Origin of the sequence: Streptomyces sp. 2A115 (genome assembly GCF_052245575.1) — a bacterium.
GTDB lineage: Bacteria > Actinomycetota > Actinomycetes > Streptomycetales > Streptomycetaceae > Streptomyces.
Map to the genome: position 1 here is coordinate 13771 of NZ_JBQQCG010000103.1, position 22289 is coordinate 36059.

Here is a 22289-nt window from a genome sequence, read left to right on the forward strand (position 1 = left end):
GTGAACGGACTCCTCGCCGAACTCGGCAAGAAGCTCGCCGAACGCTGGCTGTCACTGCTCGTGCTGCCCGGCGCCCTCTTCCTCGGAGTGCTGGTCGCCGCGCGGGAGTTGGGGCACACGCGCTGGTACGCGGTCGGCGAGCTGCCGGCCCGGCTCGACCGCCACACCGGCACACTGGCCGGGTCCACCGCGGACCTGCTGCTCCGCCTCTTCGCCTTCCTGCTCGCCGCGGCCGCGTGCGGGCTCGCCGCGCAGGCGCTGGGCTCGCTGGTGGAGCGGCTGTGGCTGGCCGACGACTGGCACGGGTGGCCGAAGCCGACACACCGCTTCGTACGCCGACTGGTCGCGCGCCGGGGGCGGCGGTTCGTCCGGCGCAGGGCGCGGGCGGGGGCCGACCTGGCGGCCGCGGAGCTGCGGGATGCGCAGCCGAACGCCGCCGACCGCGCGGCCGTCGCCGTCGCCCGGCTCCGCCGGGTCGCCGACGCCCCGCCCGAGCGGCCCACCTGGACCGGGGACCGGCTGCGAGTCGTCGAGTCACGGTTGACGGAACTCGGCATCCGAGTGGCCGTGGTCTGGCCCCACTTGTGGCTGCACGCCCCCGACACGACGCGCGCCGAGATCACCGCCGCGCGCGAGGGGATGCTCAGGGCCGCCACCCTCACGGGCTGGGGCCTGCTCTACCTCGCCGTCGCCACCGTGTGGTGGCCGGGCGCGCTGATCTCCTGCGTGGTCGTGCTCACGGCCTGGCACCGCTTCCGCGCCGCCACCGACGCCTACGCCACCCTGGTCGAGTCCGCCGTACGCCTCCACACGCAGGAGCTCGCCCGCCAACTGGGCATCGGCCGCAGGGGGCCGCTCACCAGACGGCACGGCGCCGCGCTGAGCGCGTATCTCGCCGACGGCGAGGACCCGCCTCCCGACCTGCTCCTGCCCGCCGACTGAGGCGGACCCCGAGGCCCGGCTGATCGTCCGCCCGGTCCGTTAAGGTCGGGGTCCGGGCGCCGACGGCCCGGTCCACGTCGGCACGACGTGCCCCAGGTACGCCCTGCCCGCCGGAGGGCCGTAGGAATGCGCAGGTCAGACAGGTATGGGGGCGCGATGCGACTGAGAGTTGAGTTCACCACCGAACCGTTCGATCTCGACGAGGCACCGCCGCACGCGCTGGTCGCCCGCGAGGTCATCGAAGCGGCCGAGCTGGACGCCGTGGACGTCGGCCCGTTCGGCAACACCGCGGAGGGCCGTGCGGACACGGTGCTCACCGCGGTCGACACCCTGCTGCGCAAGGCGCTGGACGCGGGCGCCACCCGGGTCTCGCTCCAGGTCAACGTGATCGGGGAGGCGGACAAGTGACCAGGACCGGTTTCGGGGACGACCCCTTCGCCACTGCCGTGAAGCCGCTGGTCGACGCGATGGGCGGCGAGATGCTCCCGCCGGACGAGGCCGGCCCCGACGACGTCGTGCTGTCCTGGGAGGGCGCCGACGTCGTCGCCGTACGCCTGCCCCAGCTGGCCGACTCCCTCGATCACATCCTGGCCGCCATGGAGCGCAAGAAGGGCAAGCCCCTGGCCGAGCTCGACCGCAAGGCCAAGCAGGAGGTTGTGCGGGTACTGGAGGCGCGCGGCGCCTTCTCCGTGCGGCACGGCGTGGAGACCGTGGCGAGCGCGCTCGGGGTGAGCCGGTTCACCGTCTACAACTACCTGAACCGCGAGAAGGGCGTCTGATCAGGCGAAACCTGCCACTTCTGGTCCCTCACGACGAGCCGCTGCCCGGCATCCGGGTGGCGGTTTCTGTTACCCGGAATTTTCAACAAACTGTTGACGCGCTGTTTCGGAGGGCGTTAGCTGTTCGCAGCCCGTTCAGTTACAAGGCCACGGAGGCTCCGGTGACTTCGACTTCCACGCCGCTGGGCCTCGCCCGGTTCAACGCCCTGGAGGAGCACGCTGCCTACGCCGCCCTTCACGAGGTGTGCGCCTCGTCGGCGTGGGCGCGCCTGCTGCTCGCCCGGCGCCCGTACGCCACCGCCGGGGACCTCTTCGCCACGAGCGACGCCGCCATGGCCGAGCTGACCACCGCGGACCTGGCGGAGGCGATGGCCGGGCACCCGCCGATCGGGCGCCCGAAGCCCGGCGACCCGACCTCCTCGCGCGAGCAGCGCGGCATGGCCGGCGCCTCCGAGGAGCTCAAGGCGGAGATGCTCGAACTGAACCTGGCGTACCAGGACAGGTTCGGCCACGTCTTCCTGATCTGCGCCACCGGCCGGACCGGCGAGCAGATGCGTGACGCGGTCAAGGAGCGGATCGGCAACTCGCCCGAGCAGGAGCGCGAGATCGTGCGCACCGAGCTGGGCAAGATCAACCGCATCCGCCTCGGCAACCTCGTACAGCAGGATCTCGCACAGCGCGATCTCGCACAGGAAGATCAGGCATGAGCACCGACACCACGGCCTCCGTGTCCACGCACATCCTGGACACCAGCGTCGGCCGCCCCGCCGAGGGCGTGGCCGTTCAGCTCGCGGCCCGTGGCGGCCGCGCGGCGGACTGGCAGGCGCTCGGCGGCTCCGCGACCGACGCGGACGGCCGGTGCAAGGACCTCCCGGCCCTGCCGGAAGGGACCACTCACGTACGGCTCGACTTCGCCGTCGAACCGTACTTCGACAAAAAGCAAGCCGATGCGCAGCAGGACGCCCCCGCGAATCGGGACAGCGGCGCGCCCGGAGTGTTCTTCCCGGAGGTGGCGATCACGTTCGCCGTCAAGCCGGGCGAGCACTACCACGTACCGCTGCTGCTCAACCCGTTCGGCTACTCCGTTTACCGAGGGAGCTAGCAGACCAATGCCCACGATTCTCGGCCAGAACCAGTACGGGAAAGCGGAGAACCGCGTCGTCAAGATCACGCGGGACGGCGCCACCCACCACATCAAGGACCTCAACGTCTCCGTGTCGCTGAGCGGCGACATGGACGAGGTCCACTACTCGGGTTCCAACGCGAACGTCCTGCCGACGGACACCACCAAGAACACGGTGTACGCCTTCGCCAAGGAGCACGGCATCGAGTCCGCCGAGCAGTTCGGCATCCACCTCGCCCGGCACTTCGTGACCTCGCAGGAGCCGATCAGGACGGCGCGCATCCGGATCGAGGAGTACGCCTGGGAGCGCATCGAGACCGCCGACTCCGAGGTCGTCGGCGCCGACGAGGCCAAGCACTCCTTCGTCCGCAAGGGCCAGGAGACCCGGGTCACGCAGATCACGTACGACGGCTCGTCGTGGGAGGTCATATCCGGCCTCAAGGACCTCGTCGTGATGAACTCGACGAACTCCGAGTTCTGGGGCTACGTCAAGGACGAGTACACGACGCTCCCGGAGGCGTACGACCGCATCCTGGCGACCCAGGTCTCCGCGCGCTGGCGGTTCAACTGGACCGACGACGAGCAGCGGATGCCCCCCTGGGAGGAGTCCTACGAGCAGGTGCGAAAGCACATGCTCCAGGCCTTCGCCGAGACGTACTCGCTGTCGCTCCAGCAGAGCCTGTACCAAATGGGTTCGCGGATCATCGACAACCGCGGCGAGATCGACGAGGTCCGCTTCTCGCTGCCGAACAAGCACCACTTCCTCGTCGACCTGGAGCCGTTCGGCCTCAAGAACGACAACGAGGTGTACTTCGCCGCCGACCGGCCGTACGGCCTCATCGAGGCGACCGTCCTGCGGGACGGCTGCGAGGCGCACATCCCGGTGGACCTCACCAATCTCTGAGGCGGACACGGAAAGTAGAGGACGAACGATGGCAACGGTGACTCAGCGCATCGTCATCGAGAACTGCGCGATCGCGACCGTGGACGCCGACGACACCGAGTACGCGACGGGTCACGTGGTCGTGGCGGACAACCGCATCGAATCGCTCGGCACGGGCAGGGCTCCGGAGGGCCTGGAGAACGTCGGGCGCCGCATCGACGCGACCGGCCACCTGGTGACGCCCGGCCTGGTCAACAGCCACCACCACTTCTACCAGTGGATCACCCGCGGCCTCGCCACGGACCACAACCTGTTCAACTGGCTCGTCACGCTCTACCCGACCTGGGCGCGCATCGACGAGCGGATGACGTACGCGGCGGCGCAGGGCTCCCTGGGCATGATGGCCCGGGGCGGTGTCACCACCGCCATGGACCACCACTACGTCTTCCCGAAGGGCTCCGGCGACCTGTCCGGCTCGATCATCCGGGCCGCGCGCGAGATGGGCGTCCGCTTCACCCTGGCCCGCGGTTCCATGGACCGCAGCGAGAAGGACGGCGGGCTGCCGCCGGACTTCGCCGTCGAAACCCTCGAAGGCGCGCTCGCCGCCACCGAGACGACCGTCGACGAGCACCATGACGCCTCCTTCGGCGCCATGACGCAGGTGGCCGTGGCCCCCTGCTCGCCGTTCTCGGTGTCGACCGAACTGATGAAGCAGGGCGCCGAGCTGGCCCGCCGCAAGGGCGTACGGCTGCACACACACGGCTCGGAGACCGTGGAGGAGGAGCAGTTCTGCAAGGAGCTGTTCGGGATGGGCCCGACCGACTACTTCGAGTCGACCGGCTGGCTCGGCGAGGACGTGTGGATGGCGCACTGCGTCCACATGAACGACTCCGACATCGCCGCCTTCGCCCGCACGAAGACGGGAGTGGCCCACTGCCCCTCCTCCAACGCCCGCCTGGCGGCCGGGATCGCGCGCGTCCCGGACATGCTCGCGGCCGGCGTCCCGGTCGGCCTCGGCGTGGACGGCACGGCGTCGAACGAGTCGGGCGAACTGCACACCGAGCTGCGCAACGCCCTGCTCATCAACCGCCTCGGCGCCCACCGCGAGGCCGCTCTGAATGCCCGTCAGGCGCTGCGACTCGGTACGTACGGGGGTGCCCAAGTCCTGGGCAGGGCAAGCGAGATCGGCTCCCTTGAGCCGGGCAAGCTCGCCGACCTGGTGCTGTGGAAGCTCGACACCCTGGCCCACGCCTCGATCGCCGACCCGGTCACAGCCCTCGTCTTCGGCGCCGCCGCGCCGGTCACCGCCTCATTCGTCAACGGCGAGCAGATCGTCGAGAACGGCCGGCTGCTGCACGTCGACGAGGACGCCATCGCCCGCTCCACACGGGACGAGGCCCAGCGCCTCGCGCGGATCGCCGCGCAGGCCTGAACAGTTGAAGAGCTCCGGCCGAGGGGGACGGCCCTCGGCCGGTAGCCGTGGAGCCGAGCGAGCGGGGTCCACGGCGACCGTGTCCGGGGTGCGCACGCACGTGGGCGCGCCCCGGAACGGTCTCCCCGTCACGACCTGAATGACCAGCGGGGCTCAGGAAATCGAGGCGAGTCGGTCGCGTACCCGGACGGCGGCCTCGTACGTGTCCCCGGTCGGCCGAGTCGCCAGCTTCCCCGGGTTCCGGGTCCAGCGGTCCTCCAGCGCGAACCAGTCCACCGCCTTCGGCTTCCGCGCCTCCTCCAGCGCCGCCCGCAGTTCGTCGAAGTACGTCGCCCAGCGCAGCCGGTACAGTCCGCCGACCAGGCCGGCCCACTCCCGGTTGGCGTAGTCGCGCAACCCGGCGTCGGCGCCCTGCCGGGTGCCCCACACGGTGAGCAGCGACAGGTTGTCGTAGGCCAGCTGGTCGCGCTCGGTCGCGTCCGCGCCCCAGGTCCGGGCATCGGCGACCCAACGACCCACCAGGTGAAGGGAGTCGGTGGCCAGCAGGGTCTCCAGAACGTCCATCAGGGCGAGCCAGTCGCGGGTCAGCCGGTCGAACTCGGCGGTGTCCCCGGCGTCGTACGCCTTCTTGACACGCGGGAGGAGGACGCGGCTGCGGTTGGAGACGGCCTGGCGGGCCACGTCGAGGAGGTCACGGCGGTACGCGGAGGAGTTCCGCAGGGCCGCGCGCACCTTCAGCAGCTCGCCGAGTGAGAGCTCGAAGTCCTCTGCGCTGTACCGGAGTTGCTTGGGTGACCACTTGGCGGCCGTTGTCACCGTGAGGGAGGGCCGCGCCCCGAACAGCCCATCGGCACCCTCGCTCCACGAGTCGGCACGTGTCGTGCCGTACGCGGTGCGGCGCAGGATGTCCCAGGCGGCCTCGGCATGCGGATCGCGCGCTCCGTAGCGGGACAGGGCCCACTCGGCGAACCATGCCTCCAGATCCAACTCGCCCTCGGTCCAGGCCAGTTCGGAGAACAGGTCGAAGGCAACGGGATTGTTGTCCGCCGCCTCCGGCATGAGGGCGACGCCGCGCAGGGTGCTGCCGTCCTTGGTGCGCCATTTCTCGTAGAGGGACGCCCAGTCGGGAGTGTTGGCGCCGAGTGCGGTGTGGCCGCCGAAGTTCCAGATGGAACCGAACGCGTACGGGGTGTCGCCCCAGTCGGCCTCGCGGTCGGTGACCTTCGGGAAACGGTCGGACAACCCGTCGACGACCAGCATGCGGGACTTGTCGACGGCGTCGACGATGGCCCTCGGCGGATTGCGCTGCCAGCCGAGCATCACCCAGATCGCGCCCGGGTGCGCCGCTTGCAGCGCCCTCTCGACGCCCTTCGCCGCGTCGGCGACCGGTACGTCGCCGGGATCGCCGCCCTCGTGCAGCAGGTCCATCTTGTAGAGCGTCGAAGGCCCGCCGAACATCTCGTCCTGGACGCGGTAGAAGGCGGCCGCCACGCTCGCGAAATGCTCGGTGCGCGGGTCCAGCCAGTCCGGCCGGTTGAAGCCCATCCACTTGCCCTGGGGTACGGTTCGGGCGCCCTCGTTCCGGTCGGCGAAGCCCGGCGGAACGGTACCGAAGTAACCCGGGAACACCGGCGTCATGCCCAACTCCCTTACCCGGCCGACGATTCGCCGCCCGAGCGCGGCGCGCGCGTCGAGGAGCTGCCGCGAGACCGGATACGGAAACGCGGCCAGATTCTGCATCAGGAACCACGGCTGATGGGCCGGGCCCGCGATCCACTGCCGCAGCTCCTCGTCCGTGTGGCCGAAACTCTGGAACACCCGGTGGTAGAGCGCGTCCGCGCCCGCGTACACGAGCACCTCGTTGTAGCCGTGCAGCGCCAGCACGTCGAGCTCGCGCTCCCAGTACGACCAGTCGTTGTACGCGCCCGTGTAGCCGTCGTTCGTGTCGTTGAGGACGAAGCGGTGCGGGACGTTGGCCCGCCGGGTGACGGTGCCGTCCAGGCCCGGCAACTCCGCCGGGAGGTCGAGCTGTTCACCGGCCCAGCTGATGTTGGAGTGGGTGACGTGCTTCAAGTACCAGCGGAGACCGGTGAGTTGAGTGCTCGGGGTGCCCCCTGCGATCGTGACGCGGCCGGTTTCTCCCGATACCCGGAAGGTGTCCGGCTCGCCCGTCGTCTCGAAGTGCAGCTGTCGCCAGTGTCGTGGGAGCAGCCGCCTGGCCGCCGCGACCACCGTCCGGGTCACTGGTGCCTCCTTCGCCGGGGAGTCGTCCGCGCCCGCCGAGGGTGTGCTGGAGCAGGCTACGGCACCGGCCGAACCGGCGATCGCGGTCAGGAACGCGCGACGAGGGAGCGGCATGGGCGGGTCTCCGTTTTTCGCGGCGGGCGAATGTCGTCTGGAGGAATACCCGCTGAATCAGGTCCTGCGCGCAGATTTGCGGCCACATGGAGGAGGACCCGTCGTGAACGAGTCACGCTGGGCAGAAGCCTGCGCCTCCGGCCGCGGCGGGAACTCGATCCTGGCACGACGGGTCCTCGCGGGACTGACGGTGGCTGTGGTGCGGTAGTTGCGCGTACGCCCGAGCGCGGGGGACAGCGGAGGGGCGTACGGCTGCTTGAGCCGTACGCCCCCGCCTGGCTGAAGCAACCGTACGTCTCCGCTTCAGCGGTAGGCCTCCGCCCGGCTCTCCCCGGCCCCCGACTCCGCCGGCTCTGACGGCTCCGGGGACGGTGTGCGCCCGGGCCGGAGGGCCGCCGCCGCGAGCGCCAAGCCCGCCACGGCGATCCCCGTGCCGACGGTGAACGCCAGCCGGTAGCCGTCCGCGGTCGCCGCGACGAGCGGCTCGCCCTGGCCCAGCAGCCCGTCCGTGCGGCTCGCCGCCAAGGTCGTGAGGACCGCGAGACCCAGCGAACCGCCCACTACCTGCGTGGTGTTGAAGAGACCGGACGCCAGACCCGCGTCCTCCTCCAGGACACCCGACATGGCGAGCCCGGTCACCGCGGGCATCGCCGCCGCGAACCCGGCGGAGAGCAGCAGCATCGGAGGCAGTACATCGGTGACGTATGAGCCCTCGACGGGCGCACGGCTCAACAGCGCCATCCCAGCGGTGATCAGCACCAGCCCGGCGAGCAGCACCCGGTACGGGCCGAAGTGGCCGATCGTCCGCGCGGACAGGCCCAGCATCAGCACACCGATCAGGATCGGAGCGGGCAGGAACGCCGTACCGGTCATCAACTCCCCGTAACCCAGCACGCGTTGGATGTAGAGAGCGCCGACGTACTGGAAGCCGAACATCGTCGCGATCATCAGGATCTGCACGCCGTTCGCGCCGGTGAGCAGGCGCGAACGGAACAGCCGCAGCCGCAGCAGCGGACGCTCGGCCCGCGCCTGCCGCAGCGTGAACGAGACGAAGAGCGCCAGCGAGACCGCGGCCAGCAGGAGTGTGACGCCGAGCCCGCGGTCGGCGGCGCCGACGATCGCGTACACCGTGAGCATCAGCGCGCCGGTGACCAGCGCGGCGCCCGGATAGTCGGCCCCCTTGCCGAGACCGGCGCCGCGGTCGGGGGCGAGGACGCGCAGGGCGGCGAGCCACGCCACCACCCCGATCGGCAGGTTGATCAGGAAGATCCAGTGCCAGTTGAGCGCCTGGGTGAGCGCACCGCCGAGGAACGTGCCGAGCGCGCCGCCCGCCGCGCCGACCGCGCTGAACACCGCGATCGCCTTGGCCTGTTCGCGCGGCTCGGGGAAGAGCGCGATCAGCATGCCGAGCACCACGGCCGCGGTCATCGCCCCGCCCATGCCCTGCAACGCCCGCGCCGCGATCAGCATGCCCTGGCTGGTGGCGACCCCGCACAGCACCGACGCCGCCGTGAACACGGCGAGTCCGGCGGTGAACATCCGCTTCCGGCCGACCAGATCACCGAGCCGCCCCACGAGGAGAAGCAGCCCGCCGAAGGGGATCAGATACGCGTTCACGACCCAGGCGAGACCCGGGCCCGAGAAGCCGAGGTCGCTCTGGATGGCGGGCATCGCGACGGTGACGATGTTGCCGTCCAGAATCGTCATCAACGTTCCCGCGCACAGCACGACGAGGGCCGCCCAGCGGGAGTACGTTCGCTCTGTGGGTGAACCGACGGGTGATCCGACGGGTGATCCGACGGGCGTCTTGATCCGGGACGACATGGTCACGGCCTCCGTATCGCTGCTGGGAATTCCATAGGTGCACGACTTGTAACGGGGAACATCGTTGGTGACTATGGAGACCGGCATAAGGAGGCACCTCAATGTCCCAGGGGAACACCGGTGTTACCGCGCAGGTCGTGCACGCGCAGGCGTGCCCGGTCCGCGAAGTTCTTGACAGGGTCGCGGGCAAGTGGAGCGTGCAGATCATCGTGGCCGCCGCGCACGGCCCGATCCGCTTCACCGAACTGGAGCGCAGCATCGATGGCATCAGCCGCCGCATGCTCACGCTGACGCTGCGCAACCTGGAGCGCGACGGACTCCTGACGCGCACCGTCCACCCGACGGTGCCGCCGAAGGTCGAGTACGAACTCACGCCCGTGGCCCGCGAGTTGCACTCGACCCTGCTGGGCCTGACCGACTGGGCGGAGCGGCACCGCATCACGATCGCCGAGTCACGCGCGGCTTATGACGCCGTGCACCGGCCGGAATTGCTCGATGCGTGAGCGCTCCGCTGGGTTGTATGGGGTTGTACTGGGTTGTAGAGGGAAGTGCGGGCCGCCTGTGGCTGGTCGCGCAGTTCCCCGCGCCCCTGACGGGGCACGCCTGTCAGGCTTCCGGCCGGCCGGGTTACAGGCCGAACAGCGTCGGATCCGTGGCCAGCGTGCGGAAGTACTCCTTCGGGTCCGCGACCAGCTTCCGCGCCTTCAGGTCCATCAGCCCGCTGACCCCCGTGATCTCGGCCGCCACCGTGCCGTCTGCCTTGCGTATCGTCTGCTCGACGCGGAACGTCTTGCCCTCGCCCCAGCCGAAGCCGCACGTCACCTCGGTCTCGTCGCCGGCGAGCAGCTCCCGTTCGTAGCGGATGGTCGTCTCCAGAACCACCGGCCCGACGCCCTTCGCCACCAGTGCGGCCTGACTGACCCCGGCCGCGTGCAGTAATGACCAGCGGGCGTGCTCCGCGTAGCTGAGATACACGCTCTGGTTGACGTGCCCCAGAGCATCGGTCTCGTACCCGCGCACGGTCACCGGGACGGAATACGGTTCGGCCACGACTTTCCCTTCTACGGCGAACAGGTTGGGCACAAGCCTACTGAGCGGTTGCTCACGGGCGTCAACTATTGAATGTCGTAGGGCTGTTGATGCCGTACGGCAATTCGGGCTCTCACGCCCGTCGCGGCGAGGCCAGCAGATAACGCACCCGGGTACGCGGTTCCGTGTACTCCCCGACCTGCCACCCCGCCTTCTCCAGTGTGGCCGCGCACTCCCGCAGGGCCTCGGCGTCCGGCTCGCGCACGGCGACAGCCTCCGGCTGGGGCGTCGCCCGCACCCGGTACCCGTCGGTGTCCGGCCCCGCCGGCCGGTGGCCCGCCGCCTCCAGCGCGAGCGCGGCGGCCTGCACCAGATGCGTGCGCTCCCAGCCGCACGGCCGGTCGACGGCTCCGTGTGGATCGGTCATCCGCCGCAGCTCCAGCAGCCCCTGCCAGGCGCTGTGCACCTCACGTATGCGCGACGGTCCGGCGGCGGCGCTCTCCTCGCCGCCGACGCGTGCGGCGAACACACCCGAGGTGGCGGCCGCCTGAGCGCCGACGGCCTCCCTGGCGCCGGAGACGCCGGCCCCGCCCGCCTCCGTGGACGCCTCAGGGGACGTATCCGTGGCCCCCTCCTCACGTATCCGATGCCCCGCCGGCGTCAGGAAGTGGTCGTGCGGCGGCCGGGGATGCCGGAAGGCGAGCCCGCGCTTCACCAGCGCCGCGAGCTGGCTCTCCGTACCCCTCAGCCGCCCGGTCACGGGATCGGCGGCGTCGATGACGCGCCGCTGTGCGGCGGTCGGCGGTCGTGTCACGGCGCGCTCCTTCCCTGTCGCTGCATCTTCGTCGCTGCCTCTTCAGCACTGCCTCTTCGATCGGCTGATTCGCTGATCGGCGAGCCCATTCGAAGACTACGTCCCGGGTCTGACAGTGGGCGGCCACCGCGGGTGGCCCGCCGCAGGCTGCGAGCCCGCAGGCTGGTCGAGCGCGACCTCGCCGACGAGCCGCGGCTGGTCGACTTCCCGGTGGTGCTCGGGGCCGGCGAGCGACTCTTCGGCGAGACCAGAGACAAGAAGCCCATGCGCCCCGTCCACGCCCGCCCGGACCGTCGGTGACGGCCTCGCCTTCCTCACCCACCAGCCCGTCCGAGACGCCTGGCTCAGCTGACCGCTACTTCGACAGCGGTCGGCGATCACTGCCGGTACCCGCTCAGGAACCGTCCGATCCGGCTGATCGCCGCGTCCAGGTCGTCGGCGTGCGGGAGGGTGAGGATGCGGAAGTGGTCGGGGCGGGGCCAGTTGAAGCCGGTGCCCTGGACCACCTGGATCTTCTCCTGCAGCAGAAGATCGAGGACGAACCTCTCGTCGTCGTGGATCTTGTGCACCGCGGGGTCGATGCGCGGGAACGCGTACAGCGCGCCCTTGGGTTTCACGCACGAGACCCCGGGGATCTCGTTGAGCTTCTCCCAGGCCCGATCGCGCTGCTCGCGCAACCGGCCGCCGGGGGCGGTGAGTTCGTGGATGGACTGGCGGCCGCCGAGCGCGGCCTGGATGGCGTACTGGGCGGGGGCGTTGGCGCACAGCCGCATGGAGGCCAGCATGGTGAGGCCCTCCAGGTAGTTCTTCGCGTGCTGGCGCGGGCCCGTGACGACCATCCAGCCGGAGCGGAAGCCCGCCACGCGGTACGTCTTCGACAGGCCGCAGAAGGTGAGGACCACCAGGTCGGGGGCGAGCGCGGCGGCCGAGTGGTGCACGGCGTCGTCGTACAGGATCTGGTCGTAGATCTCGTCGGCGAACACCATCAGGCCATGCCGGCGGGCGAGATCGAGGATGCCCTCGATGATCTCCTTCGGATAGACCGCGCCGGTCGGGTTGTTCGGGTTGATGATGACGACGGCCTTGGTGCGGTCCGTGATCTTCGCCGCCATGTCGTCCAGGTCCGGGTACCAGTCGGCCTGTTCGTCGCAGAGGTAGTGCACCGCCTTGCCGCCCGCGAGCGTCGTCACCGCCGTCCAGAGCGGGAAGTCCGGGGCCGGGATGAGGATCTCGTCCCCGTCCTCGATGAGCGCCTGCACCGCCATCGACACGAGTTCGGAGACGCCGTTGCCGAGGAAGACGTCGTCGACGCCGACCTCCAGGCCCAGCCCCTGGTAGCGCTGGGCGACCGCCCGGCGCGCGGAGAGGATGCCGCGCGAGTCCGTGTAGCCGTGTGCCTGGGGCAGCATCCGGATCATGTCCTGGAGGATCTCCTCCGGTGCCTCGAAGCCGAAGAGCGCGGGGTTGCCGGTGTTGAGACGCAGCACGCTGTGGCCCGCCTCCTCCAGGGCGTTCGCTTGCTCGATGACCGGGCCCCGGATCTCGTAACAGACCTCGCTGAGCTTGCTCGACTGCCGGAACTCCATGCGGTGCGCACCTCCAGGTTGTGGTGTTGCTTGGTTTTACCAAGTAGCCGCTTGGAAAGTCCAACGACTTGTCTAGACTGCGTCACATGTCACCTCGCCGAAGCTACGACCAGTACTGTTCCGCTGCCCGGGCCCTCGACGCCGTCGGTGACCGCTGGACCCTCCTGATCGTCCGGGAGCTGCTCGCCGGTCCGCGCCGCTACACCGACCTGCACGCGGACCTGCCGGGTGTCAGTACGGATGTCCTCGCCTCGCGGCTGAAGGGCATGGAGCGCGACGGCCTGACGAGCAGGCGCCGACTGCCGCCGCCGGGGGCCGCCTACGTGTACGAACTCACCGGGCGGGGACGCGAGTTGCTGCCCGTTCTGCAGGCGCTCGGCGAATGGGGCGCACCCCTGCTGGCGGAGCGGCGGTCCACCGACGCGGTACGTGCCCACTGGTTCGCGCTGCCGTTGCTGCGGTGCCTGGCGGGACTTGGCGACGGGGTCGTCCAAGTGCGGCTGGGCGAAGGGGAGTTCTATGTGCGTCTCGGCGCCGAGGACGGGCCGGTCTACGGCGAGGGGCCCGCGCCCGAGGATCCCGACGCCCGGCTCTCGCTCGACGCCGAGTCGTGTGCGGCGCTCGGGCGGGGGGACTTGACGCTGCTGGACGCGGTGCGTGGGGGACGTATAGAAGTGGCCGGGGACGGGGCGCTCGCCAAGGCGCTGCGAGAAACCTGACGCCAGGCAGTTCCCCGCGCCCTTGAAAGAGGCGCGGGGAACTGCGCGACCAGCCAAAGCCGACCCGCAGACGAGTTACGGCCTAACCCGCGGAGCGCCCCGCGTGAGCGTGTATCCGGCGACACCCGCGAGCGCCGCCAGTACGCCGCCCACCCCGGTCCACACCCAGCGGTCGGACCACCAGCCGGAGGCCCAGCCGTCATCGGGTTCGATGCTGGACAGCACGGCGACGGACGTCTCGGAGTCGTCCTCGCCGTCCTCGCCGTCCTTGGCCGCCGCAGCCGCGACTCCCGGGACCAGCGGCTCGGCCAGCGAACCGTCCACCGCGGCCGCCCCGCCGACGTCCTTCGAGTCGACCTGGACCTCGGTGCTCACCGGCAGCCCGAGGTCGGCCGCCGTGAGGCCGACGGCGGTCAGCCGGATGTAGTACGTGCCCGGCAGCGGGTCGTTGGCCCACGGCTCCGACCAGGCTCGGACGGTGCGCAGCGTGCAGGACAGGCTCACGGACGCCGCGTCCTGGGCGGCGGTCCGCGTCTGTGCCCCGTACTGGCACGCCTGGCGGCGCCGCAGCCCGTCGTACACGTCGATCTGCCAGGTCGCGGAGGCGTGCGCGTCGGGCAGCTTCACCGTCGCCTTCACGGTGGGCCGCTGACCGGCGTCGGCCGGGAACGACCAGTACAGGTAGTCGCCCGTCGACGCGCTCGCGGTCGCCTGCTGCCTCTGGTCGACCTCGGTCGCCGTACGGAAGGACGTGCCCGCCGCGGTGGGTGCGGCGCTGTCGTCCGACGGGCTCGCGGAGGGGGAGGAGTCGGCGACCGCGGGGGACACCGCGACCCCGAGCGCGAGCAGGGCGGCACTCACGACCACACGGGCGGCTCTCGATACACGGTGGGCATTCAACACTCGGGTGCTACGCATCAGTTGGTCCTCCAGACCGCGAACCGCCAACGCGAGATCCAGCCCCACAGCACACCCGCGAGGAAGCCGGTGAGCACCAGGGCGCCGAGCAGCCACCAGCCGCGCCCGAGGCCGAACGAGGCCACGTCGCTCGACGTGTCCGGCCCGTCGACGACGTCGACGGTCAGTTCGAGCGGCAGGCCCGGCGTGGTCTTGACGCCGGAGGCCGCCGAGAAGGAGTTGGCGACCTGGAGGCAGACGATCTCGGCCGCGGCCTTCTCGGAATCATCGCCCTCGCGCTCCGGCTTGGGATAGCGCAGACCGGCGGACATGACGTCGGTCCGGCCGGCACCCGTCGACTCACCGCGTACGATCTCGCGGCCCCTGTCGGTCACGGCCCGCAGCGATACCCCGTAGTCCGGGTTGACTTGACGGTCGGCCGCGACGCTCACCGAGGCGCGCAGCTCCTGGCCCGGCAGGACGTCCACGCGGTACCAGCGGTGCTGACCGAACTCCTCGCGGTCGGTGTAGAGCCCGGACTCGAGGGTGGGTGCCTTCGCGCACTCGGCGGCACCGTCCACGGCGACCGGCGTCACCACCGGATCGGCGGCCCGGTCCACCAACTGGTTGACCTTGTCGGTGAGTTCCTCGGTGTGCTCCACCGAGGTGTACGTTCCGCCGGTCGCCTCCGCGATGCAGCTCAGCTGCTGCCGCATCTTGGTGTTCGGCACCAGGCCGAGCGTGTCGATGGTGAGGCCGATCCCCTTGGCGGCGATCTCCCGCGCCACCTCGCACGGGTCCAGCGGGGCGCAGGTGTCCTCGCCGTCGCTGATGAGGACGATGCGCTTGGTGGCCTCGCCGCCTTCCAGGTCGTCGGCCGCCTTGAGGAGGGCGGGGCCGATCGGGGTCCAGCCGGTGGGCGAGAGCGTCGCCACCGCGGTCTTCGCCTCGGTGCGGTCCAGCGGCCCCACCGGGTACAGCTGGGCGGTGTCCTTGCAGCCCGTCTTGCGGTCGTCGCCGGGGTAGTCGGCGCCGAGTGTCCGTATGCCGAGCTGGACCTCCTCGGGGGTCGCGTCGAGCACCTCGTTGAAGGCCTGCTTCGCGGCGGCCATCCGCGACTGGCCGTCGATGTCCCGGGCTCGCATCGAACCGCTGACGTCGAGGAGCAGGTTGACCTTGGGCGCGTCCTCGCCGGTGGGTTCGCCGGCGACGGCTCCGGCCGGGAGGGCGAGCCCGGCCGTCAGGGCGGCGAGCAGGGCGCAGGCGCCCGCCACCAGCCGTTGTCTTGTGATCATCGCCGGATCTTATTGATCAAAGGCCGGGCTTCAAAACGAGCGGTCGACGGGAGGGGTGACATCCGGGTCGGCGAGCGGGTTGGGAAGACGTGCCCAGATGTCACCCGGCCGCTCGGGCGACAGCCGCATCAGGGTCAACGCCTTGGCCGGGAGCGGCTCTTCGAGGAGCGCCGCGAGGTCCGCCGTGCGCGGCAGCTCGCGTACGGCGGTGGACAGCGCCTCTCGAAGTGCGGGCCCCGAACCCGACGTAGCCGCCAGCGTGCCCGCGACGAGCGAGCCGAAGAGCTTGCTGCGGAGCACGGACTCGTCGTCCGTGACGATACGGCCCGTCAGATCCGGGACCGGAATGCCATGACGGACCAGCCGGGCCGGGCTGAGCCGGATGTCGGCCAGGTCGCGATAGACGAGCCGCAGCGGGACGCCGGTGTCCGAGAGGACCACGAGCAGGTTCTGGCCGTGCGCCTCCAGGGCCACGCCCAGGTCGAGCAGGCGCAGACCTACGGTGAGGGTGAGCCGGGCGAAGTCGGCGAGCCAGGCCGGGGACCGAGGCAGGCCGGTCGCTCGGAGGGCGGCGACCGGCACGACCAGCTCGCCCGCCCGCGCGTACTCGTCCGGGGACTCCCGCAACACCGCCGCCAGATCTGGTGAGTTGGCGGTGACCGCGCCGAGCGTCCGGGTGATGTGCAGCAGCCCGTCCAGACGCCCGGCCATCGCCTCCATGAACGCCGAGACGGTCGCCGCCGACTCGATCGAGTACACCGAGATGTCCCGCACGGAGGAGGTCAGCCGGGCGCTGAGCGCGGTCTTGACGTGCGGCCCGCCCGGGACGGCCAGCGTGCGCAAGGACATCAGGGGATGAGCGGCGATGCCTTCCCGGATACCTTCCCGGACGCCCTCCCGGGCGCCTTCCCCGACGCCCTTCTCGACGACCTTCTCGTCCTTCAGCACATGCCGCGCCTGCCACGGATGCACCGGGATCAGCACCCGCCCCGCCGCCCGGTACGGCCACTCGCCCCTCACCACACAGGCGGCCTCCGGCACGGCGACGAGCCCCAGCTCGACCACCGGCCGGTGCTCGGGTGCGTACGCAAGCTGTTCGGCCACCGAAAAGCCGGGCCGGGAGCGGCAGTTGGGATGGAACGGATGCCCGTCGACGACACGCTGCTCCCATTCCCAGGAGCTACGAGCAGCCACGGAGGCAGGATCTCGACCGGCCCAAGCACTCTCTGCCCAAGCGCTCCTCGGTGGCGGCTGGTTGGCGCGCGACAGGGCCAATGAGGCGACACTGTCCGCGAGTTCGGCGGCGAAGGCCTGTCCGTGCGGAAGGCCGAGGGCCGTCAGGAGCCCGGCCGGGTGGTCGTACGCCGTCCCGTCCAGCTCGATCTCCGTGACGCTGGCGTCGGTCGCGTACGCATCCGATGGCGGCCCGTGCAGACGACGGCCGTGAGCCAGCTGGAGTACCACCCCGTCAGGCCCCGCCTCACGGCGCGCGACCCACGGCAGCGGCTCATGGGCGAGCCCGCGCCACAGCCGCGAGAGGACGGCCGCGCGGGCTCCGGGGAGCTCGGCCGCGTACAGCGGCAGCAGGGCGGGGCGTACGGAGCGCAGCTCGGCGGCGAGGGCGGTCTCGGCCTCGGCCGGGGTGCGGGGACGGTGCACAGCGGGCTCCTCGGGTGGGGACGACATCGCGGCCGGGTACGACGCCGGACATACTGAGCGTCAGTGCACCGTATGCAACGAATGGATCGCGTGGACTCCATGCCCCCCATGCTCCCCAGGCACCCGATCAACGCCAGGGACGGCGTCGGCGAAGCGGCCGACGCGTACGCGGCCGCGCCGCTGCTCAATTGTCTGCTGCGGGAGATCGGCGAGCCGGCGGCGGAACCGGACGGGACCGAGGGGCCCGGTGAGCGGCGCGTGTACCGGCTGCCGGCCGGGGGACGCCTGCTGCGGGTGCGTGACGGACGCCGCCCCACCGAGCCGGAGCTGTACACGGCCGGCACCTGGCTGCGCCTGAGCCACGCCGAACTGGTCAAACTCACCGCCGAGGAACTGCGCTGCCACACCGGCGTGTCCAACCCCGAACTACCCACGGAGATGACGGACAGCCGGGACGCGGTGGAGGCGATCCTCACTGCGCGCGAGGGAGCGAACCCGCCCGAGGACCTGTACCGGCGCTCCGAGCAGTCCCTGATCACCGGGCACCCCTACCACCCCGCCCCCAAGGCCCGCGGCGGCGGCCCGGTCACCGGCTGGCTCCCGTACGCCCCCGAGGCGTACGCCCGCTTTCCCCTCGTCCTGCTGGGCCTGCGCGAGGACGCGGTGGCCGAGGAGGGCGACACGGACGCGCTCGACGCCTTGGGCGAAGCCCCTCCCGGCTACCGTCTGCTCCCCGCCCACCCCTGGCAGCTCGACCTCGTCGGCAGCTCCCCGGCGATCCGCGAGGCCTTCGCGGACGGCCGCCTCGTACGGCTCGGCCTCTCCGCGTCGTCCGTCTGGCCCTCGGCGGCCATCCGAACGCTGTACGTCCCGGACGCCGACCTCTTCGTGAAGTTCAGCCTCGACGTCCGGATCACCAACGACATCCGCCGCCTCTGGCGCCACGACCTCCTCGAACTGCGCCGCACGGACGCGGCGGTGACGTCGGCCTTCACGGCCGTGGGCGGCCGGGCGGCCTGGCTGAGCGACCGCGGCTACCGCACCGCGGACTTCGCCTTCGAGGAACTCGCCGTCCTCGTACGTGACGGCCTGCGCGAGCACGTGACACCCGGCGGGACTCCGCTGCTGGCCGCCGCGCTGACGGAGCAATTCGAGGGCAACCCTCTCGACGCGCTCGCCGATCCCGCGGCCTGGTGGGCGGGGTACCTGCGTCAAGTCGTTCCGCCGGCACTGGAGTTGTTCGGGCGGTACGGGGTCGTACTCGAAGCCCATCTGCAGAACACCGTGCTGGCCGTCGATGCCGACGGTATGCCCGTGCAGGCACTCTTCCGGGACGCGGAGGGGGTGAAACTGCTGCCGGAAGTGACGCGGGAGGCCGGGTGGGAGCGGTTGGTGTACTGCCTCGTCGTCAACAACCTGCTGGAGATCGCAGGGGTGTTGGAGGAGCGCTGTCCAGGGACGGAAGGGACGGAGCTGTGGGCCGCCGCGCGGCTGGAGCTGACGCGGCACGACTGGGGACTGCCCGAGGTGGCGGAGCTGCTCAGTTCCCCGACCCTCCCCGGCAAGACGAATCTCCTGCTGCGGTGGACGGGCGCGGACGGTGCGGACGCGCGCTACCTTCCGCTCCCGAACCCCTTGCGCACGACGGGCACTTGATCACGGCTCAGCTCGGCCTGGAGTTGCCCTGTGACTGCGGATACATGTGCGTCTGTTCGGGTACGCCAGGTATGGCGTTTTCCCAGGTCAGTCCCGGCATCTCGGGGTCGGCGGGCGGCATGTCCGCGACCGTACCCCAGGGCGGCGGCGGGCGGAAAATGCCGCGCCGCCGGCGGTGAGCGCTATGTGGCGCCGCCCATCTCCGCGGTGAAGATCACGGGGTCGCTGTCGAACCCTCGGACCATCTCGTGAAACTGCCACGCTGCGGAGGTATCCCGGGTGAACTCCGCGACGGTGGTGGCGGTGGATCCGGCGACCTGTGCGAAGTCGTCCTTGAGTAGTTCTTTGTACCCCTCGACGACCAGCACCCCGGCGTTCGATATGTCACCGAAGGTTTTGGGGCCGCTGTTCTGGTGGATCGCCACGCCCACGACCACCCGCGCGAAGGAGGACGCGAGGCGATCGAGCTCCAGAGTCATCGCCTCGACGTAGCCGAAGCCCTGACCGGTCTGGCTGTGTCGGCTCATGTTGATGGTGCCGTCCGGTGAGCGGCTGTCGAAGTGGACGACGTACACCGGCTGCCCGTAGGGGGCGTCCGCCGAGTAGGTGGCGGCGATGATGTCGAGGTGATGAGGTGGCTGATTCCAAGGACTCGGGTCCCACTTGAGCCGTACCTCGGCCTTTCCCACTCCCTGGCTGTCACTGCTCACCGGATTGCTGCCTCTCCCATATCAAGCCACCACGGGATCGGTGCCCCGCATGGTCAAGTATGGCTCTTGGCCATCCTGTTGAAGCCTTGTGCGGCCGGCTCCTTCGGCGGGCCAAGGCATTCGCGCGTGGTGCCCGGTGTCCAGCCGCCATGGCCTCCGATCTCATGCCACGGAGTGGGCCCGTCGGATCGCGGCAGCACGGCGGGGGTGGTGGCTCGAATTTCCTCGCTGGTCGTGTCGGTTCCTCCTGGGAGTGCGGTGGGATGTCCGACGCCGTTCAGGCCGTGGGGCCGGGCAGCCACAGGTCGGGGCCGAAGACCTCGTAGCGGATGCGCTGTGCCGGAACCCCGGCGCCGAGCAGCTGTCCGCGGATGTCGCGCATGAACGGGAGTGGGCCGCACAGGAATACGGTGGCGTTCTCGGGCAGTTCGATGCCGTCGAGGTTCATCAGGCCGGTGCGGGCGTTGGGTTCCTCCGAGCCGGGCTGCTCATACCAGAAGACGGCGCGGGCGTCCGGCAGTTGGCCGGCAAGCTTGCCCGTCTCGGTGCGCAGGGCGTGGTCGGCGGGGGAGCGGTCGGCGTGCAGGACCAGCACCGGGCGGGTCGAGCCGAGGGCGGTGAGGTGGGCCAGGATGCTGGTCATGGGGGTGCCGCCGATGCCCGCGGAGACCAGGACGACCGGAGTGGTGGTGTCGGCCGGGTCGTCGAGGAAGACGTCGCCGAAGGGAGCGGAGAGCGTCAGTTCGTCGCCGTCGTGGACCTCGTCGTGCAGCAGGCTGGAGACCTCGCCGTCGGGCGCGTCGGCCGTGCCGGCGACCCGCTTGACGGTGATGCGCCGCAGGTCCCCGCCGGGGTCGGAGGACAGGCTGTACTGCCGCAGCTGGCGCACCCCGTCGGCCATCAGGACCCGCACGCTCACGTACTGGCCCGCCCTCGCCCGCGGCGCCGGTTCGCCGTCGGCCGGGCGCAGCACGAAGGACACGACGTCCGGGGTCTCGGTGCGGCGCTCGACGACCGTCCACTGCCGCCACACCTTGCCGGCCTCGACGCCCGCGTCCTGGTAGAGGCGGGCCTCCCGGCCGATCAGGGCGCCGGCCATCAGCCAGTACACCTCGTCCCAGGCGGCCGCCACCTCTGGGGTGACAGCGTCGCCCAGGACCTCGGCTATCGCGCCGAACAGGTATTTGTGCACGATCGTGTACTGGTCGTCGGTGACCCCGACCGCGGCGTGCTTGTGCGCGATCCGGTCCAGCAGCGTGTCCGGGCGCGTGTCGGGGTCGTCGATGAGCGCGGTCGCGAAGGCGGCGATCGAGCCGGCCAGGGCGCGGCGCTGGGCACCGCTGGCCTGGTTGCCGCGGTTGAACATCCCGTCGAGCAGTTCCGGCCGGTCGCGGAACATCGCACCGTAGAAGCGTGTGGTGATCTCGTCGAGTGCGCCGGCCACGGCGGGCAGGGTGGCACGGATCACGGCGGCGGATTCTGCGGACAGCATGAAGCCTCCCGGGCAGGGGGTGAGGTGGGAAGTGCGCCGCATCGCGTCGGGCGGCGTCTTCTGTGTAGCAGGCACCGGATCGCGTTTCGGCGCTGTTTCGCGGCGCTGGGCGAAGAAGGGCCGAACGGCCCCATCGATTCGGGCACAGTGGCCCCACGGGTCCCGCCCGGGATGGGGCCGGATGGTGCGGGGACGACCTCCCATCGGCCCTGTCCGCAGCCGGCGTCGCACGTGCCCGGCAACGCCGGCGTCCGCACCACGGCCCTCCGCGAGCAGCGTGCGGCGGAGTATGGCCTTGGGGGCGCGGGACAGCAGCGGCCGCGGCAGAGCGTCGCGTACCGGTCGGGATCCAGGGCGGCGAGTGGCCCGACCGGCATGGCCGTCAGCAGCGCGGTCTTCGACTCCGGGCTGACAGAGGGCGGGAGGAGCCGAGCAGGGCGTAGGCGCCGGGCAGACCGGATGGGGCCCGTCGCCGACAAGGGCACTTCGGACTCCAGCTCGGCCGCGTCGCCCACACCGTGCCGCACGACTCCGCCTGCCCGATCGCCCTCGTGCGCAGTGGAGTTGATACGACGACCGGCTCAGAGGTCAGCCGCGTGATCGGGGATGAATGTCCGCAGATCGCGCGACGGCCGTACGTAGCCGGTCGACGGCGGGCGCGGCGGCAGGTCGAGTACCGGCGGCGGGACCTCGTGGTACGGCACGGTACTCAACAGGTGCGCGATCGTGTTCAGCCGGGCACGCCGCTTGTCGTCGCTCTCGACGACGTACCAGGGCGCCTCGGCGATGTCGGTGTGGACGAGCATCTCTCGTCGGCCATGCTGCCTCCATCGCCTGGTGACATACGTGGACCCGGACAGCGCACTACTGCGGCAGGCCCCCGCGTATCGCGGACGTCTCACCGCGGACATCTCATCGCCGACGTGCGGGGTGGGTCACGCCGGCGTGGCGTTCTCGCCGTGAGCTGACGGGGTTGTGGGCGACTGGGAGGTACGGGCGTGTTCGGCGAGGTCGAACTCCACGTCCACGACCCCCTCGACGGCCCGGATCAGCCGTGCTGCCACGGGGACCAGGGAGGTGTCCCGGATACG

Annotated in this window: 21 protein-coding genes and 3 pseudogenes; 12 read left to right on the forward strand and 12 right to left on the reverse strand. The window is 70.8% G+C overall.

Annotated elements, in window-relative coordinates; genetic code table 11:
* From ACTWQR_RS48605 to ACTWQR_RS48635, 7 genes are all read left to right on the forward strand, one after another.
* Entirely contained in the window at window positions 1-942 is a 942-nt protein-coding gene (locus ACTWQR_RS48605; protein ID WP_443233755.1) for a hypothetical protein, read from the forward strand.
* Between the two features lie 156 nt (window positions 943-1098).
* Window positions 1099-1350, forward strand: a complete 252-nt coding sequence (locus ACTWQR_RS48610; RefSeq protein ID WP_443233756.1) for a hypothetical protein — start codon at window positions 1099-1101, stop codon at window positions 1348-1350.
* Between the two features lie 59 nt (window positions 1351-1409).
* Window positions 1410-1721, forward strand: a complete 312-nt coding sequence (locus ACTWQR_RS48615) for a helix-turn-helix domain-containing protein (protein WP_443233773.1) — start codon at window positions 1410-1412, stop codon at window positions 1719-1721.
* 161 nt (window positions 1722-1882) lie between these two features.
* A complete protein-coding gene (uraD, locus tag ACTWQR_RS48620; protein ID WP_443233757.1) occupies window positions 1883-2428 on the forward strand; it encodes a 2-oxo-4-hydroxy-4-carboxy-5-ureidoimidazoline decarboxylase in 546 nt (181 codons plus the stop codon).
* Entirely contained in the window at window positions 2425-2823 is a 399-nt protein-coding gene (gene uraH, locus ACTWQR_RS48625) for a hydroxyisourate hydrolase (RefSeq protein WP_443233758.1), read from the forward strand. Before uraD ends, uraH begins: the two co-directional genes overlap by 4 nt.
* A 7-nt stretch (window positions 2824-2830) precedes the next feature.
* The gene (pucL, locus tag ACTWQR_RS48630; protein ID WP_443233759.1) at window positions 2831-3748 is read left to right on the forward strand and encodes a factor-independent urate hydroxylase; all 918 of its coding nucleotides are present in this window, start codon (window positions 2831-2833) and stop codon (window positions 3746-3748) included.
* A gap of 28 nt (window positions 3749-3776) precedes the next feature.
* The gene (locus ACTWQR_RS48635; protein ID WP_443233760.1) at window positions 3777-5159 is read left to right on the forward strand and encodes an 8-oxoguanine deaminase; all 1383 of its coding nucleotides are present in this window, start codon (window positions 3777-3779) and stop codon (window positions 5157-5159) included.
* 153 nt (window positions 5160-5312) lie between these two features.
* Here the strand turns inward: ACTWQR_RS48635 and ACTWQR_RS48640 are convergent, their stop codons facing one another.
* Complete coding sequence (locus ACTWQR_RS48640) at window positions 5313-7517, reverse strand: alpha-N-acetylglucosaminidase (RefSeq protein ID WP_443233761.1); 2205 nt, start codon at window positions 7515-7517, stop codon at window positions 5313-5315.
* A gap of 303 nt (window positions 7518-7820) precedes the next feature.
* On the reverse strand, window positions 7821-9224 hold the full coding sequence (locus ACTWQR_RS48645) for an MFS transporter (RefSeq protein ID WP_443233774.1): 1404 nt from the start codon (window positions 9222-9224) through the stop codon (window positions 7821-7823).
* A 218-nt stretch (window positions 9225-9442) separates the two neighbouring features.
* Between ACTWQR_RS48645 and ACTWQR_RS48650 the strand changes: the two genes are divergently transcribed.
* Window positions 9443-9844 (forward strand): winged helix-turn-helix transcriptional regulator, encoded by a 402-nt coding sequence (locus ACTWQR_RS48650; protein ID WP_443233762.1) that lies wholly within the window; start codon window positions 9443-9445, stop codon window positions 9842-9844.
* A gap of 124 nt (window positions 9845-9968) precedes the next feature.
* On the opposite strand, the gene ACTWQR_RS48655 is transcribed toward ACTWQR_RS48650, so the two are convergent.
* Both ACTWQR_RS48655 and ACTWQR_RS48660 read right to left on the reverse strand, forming a co-directional pair.
* A complete protein-coding gene (locus ACTWQR_RS48655) occupies window positions 9969-10391 on the reverse strand; it encodes an acyl-CoA thioesterase (protein WP_443233763.1) in 423 nt (140 codons plus the stop codon).
* A 112-nt stretch (window positions 10392-10503) separates the two neighbouring features.
* Window positions 10504-11184, reverse strand: coding sequence for a hypothetical protein (locus ACTWQR_RS48660; protein ID WP_443233764.1), 681 nt, complete (start codon window positions 11182-11184; stop codon window positions 10504-10506).
* Between the two features lie 132 nt (window positions 11185-11316).
* Between ACTWQR_RS48660 and ACTWQR_RS48665 the strand changes: the two genes are divergently transcribed.
* Window positions 11317-11484, forward strand: a complete 168-nt coding sequence (locus ACTWQR_RS48665) for a hypothetical protein (RefSeq protein WP_443233765.1) — start codon at window positions 11317-11319, stop codon at window positions 11482-11484.
* Window positions 11485-11561: 77 nt separating this feature from the next.
* Here ACTWQR_RS48665 and ACTWQR_RS48670 read toward each other — a convergent pair whose 3' ends face one another.
* A complete protein-coding gene (locus ACTWQR_RS48670) occupies window positions 11562-12770 on the reverse strand; it encodes a pyridoxal phosphate-dependent aminotransferase (RefSeq protein ID WP_443233766.1) in 1209 nt (402 codons plus the stop codon).
* A gap of 86 nt (window positions 12771-12856) precedes the next feature.
* Between ACTWQR_RS48670 and ACTWQR_RS48675 the strand changes: the two genes are divergently transcribed.
* Window positions 12857-13489, forward strand: a complete 633-nt coding sequence (locus ACTWQR_RS48675; RefSeq protein WP_443233767.1) for a winged helix-turn-helix transcriptional regulator — start codon at window positions 12857-12859, stop codon at window positions 13487-13489.
* A 75-nt stretch (window positions 13490-13564) separates the two neighbouring features.
* On the opposite strand, the gene ACTWQR_RS48680 is transcribed toward ACTWQR_RS48675, so the two are convergent.
* From ACTWQR_RS48680 to ACTWQR_RS48690, 3 genes are read right to left on the reverse strand one after another with little or no spacing between them, the layout of a single operon-like run.
* Entirely contained in the window at window positions 13565-14407 is an 843-nt protein-coding gene (locus ACTWQR_RS48680; RefSeq protein ID WP_443233768.1) for a hypothetical protein, read from the reverse strand.
* Window positions 14407-15681, reverse strand: coding sequence for a VWA domain-containing protein (locus tag ACTWQR_RS48685; RefSeq protein ID WP_443233769.1), 1275 nt, complete (start codon window positions 15679-15681; stop codon window positions 14407-14409). The genes ACTWQR_RS48680 and ACTWQR_RS48685 overlap by 1 nt, the downstream gene beginning before the upstream one ends.
* Before the next feature lie 30 nt (window positions 15682-15711).
* The gene (locus ACTWQR_RS48690) at window positions 15712-17340 is read right to left on the reverse strand and encodes an IucA/IucC family protein (RefSeq protein ID WP_443233770.1); all 1629 of its coding nucleotides are present in this window, start codon (window positions 17338-17340) and stop codon (window positions 15712-15714) included.
* 81 nt (window positions 17341-17421) lie between these two features.
* Between ACTWQR_RS48690 and ACTWQR_RS48695 the strand changes: the two genes are divergently transcribed.
* Window positions 17422-18996, forward strand: a complete 1575-nt coding sequence (locus ACTWQR_RS48695; RefSeq protein ID WP_443233775.1) for an IucA/IucC family protein — start codon at window positions 17422-17424, stop codon at window positions 18994-18996.
* A gap of 182 nt (window positions 18997-19178) precedes the next feature.
* Here ACTWQR_RS48695 and ACTWQR_RS48700 read toward each other — a convergent pair whose 3' ends face one another.
* Window positions 19179-19706 (reverse strand): TerD family protein, encoded by a 528-nt coding sequence (locus ACTWQR_RS48700; protein ID WP_443233771.1) that lies wholly within the window; start codon window positions 19704-19706, stop codon window positions 19179-19181.
* Window positions 19707-19983: 277 nt separating this feature from the next.
* The gene (locus tag ACTWQR_RS48705; protein ID WP_443233772.1) at window positions 19984-21198 is read right to left on the reverse strand and encodes a globin domain-containing protein; all 1215 of its coding nucleotides are present in this window, start codon (window positions 21196-21198) and stop codon (window positions 19984-19986) included.
* 461 nt (window positions 21199-21659) lie between these two features.
* On the opposite strand from ACTWQR_RS48705, the pseudogene ACTWQR_RS48710 reads away from it, so the two are divergent.
* Window positions 21660-21752 (forward strand): annotated as a pseudogene (locus ACTWQR_RS48710) (universal stress protein); the annotation flags it as partial.
* Between the two features lie 27 nt (window positions 21753-21779).
* On the opposite strand, the pseudogene ACTWQR_RS48715 reads toward ACTWQR_RS48710, so the two are convergent.
* A pseudogene (locus tag ACTWQR_RS48715) lies at window positions 21780-22094 on the reverse strand (hypothetical protein); the annotation flags it as partial.
* Between the two features lie 39 nt (window positions 22095-22133).
* Window positions 22134-22289: pseudogene (locus tag ACTWQR_RS48720) on the reverse strand (CBS domain-containing protein); the annotation flags it as partial.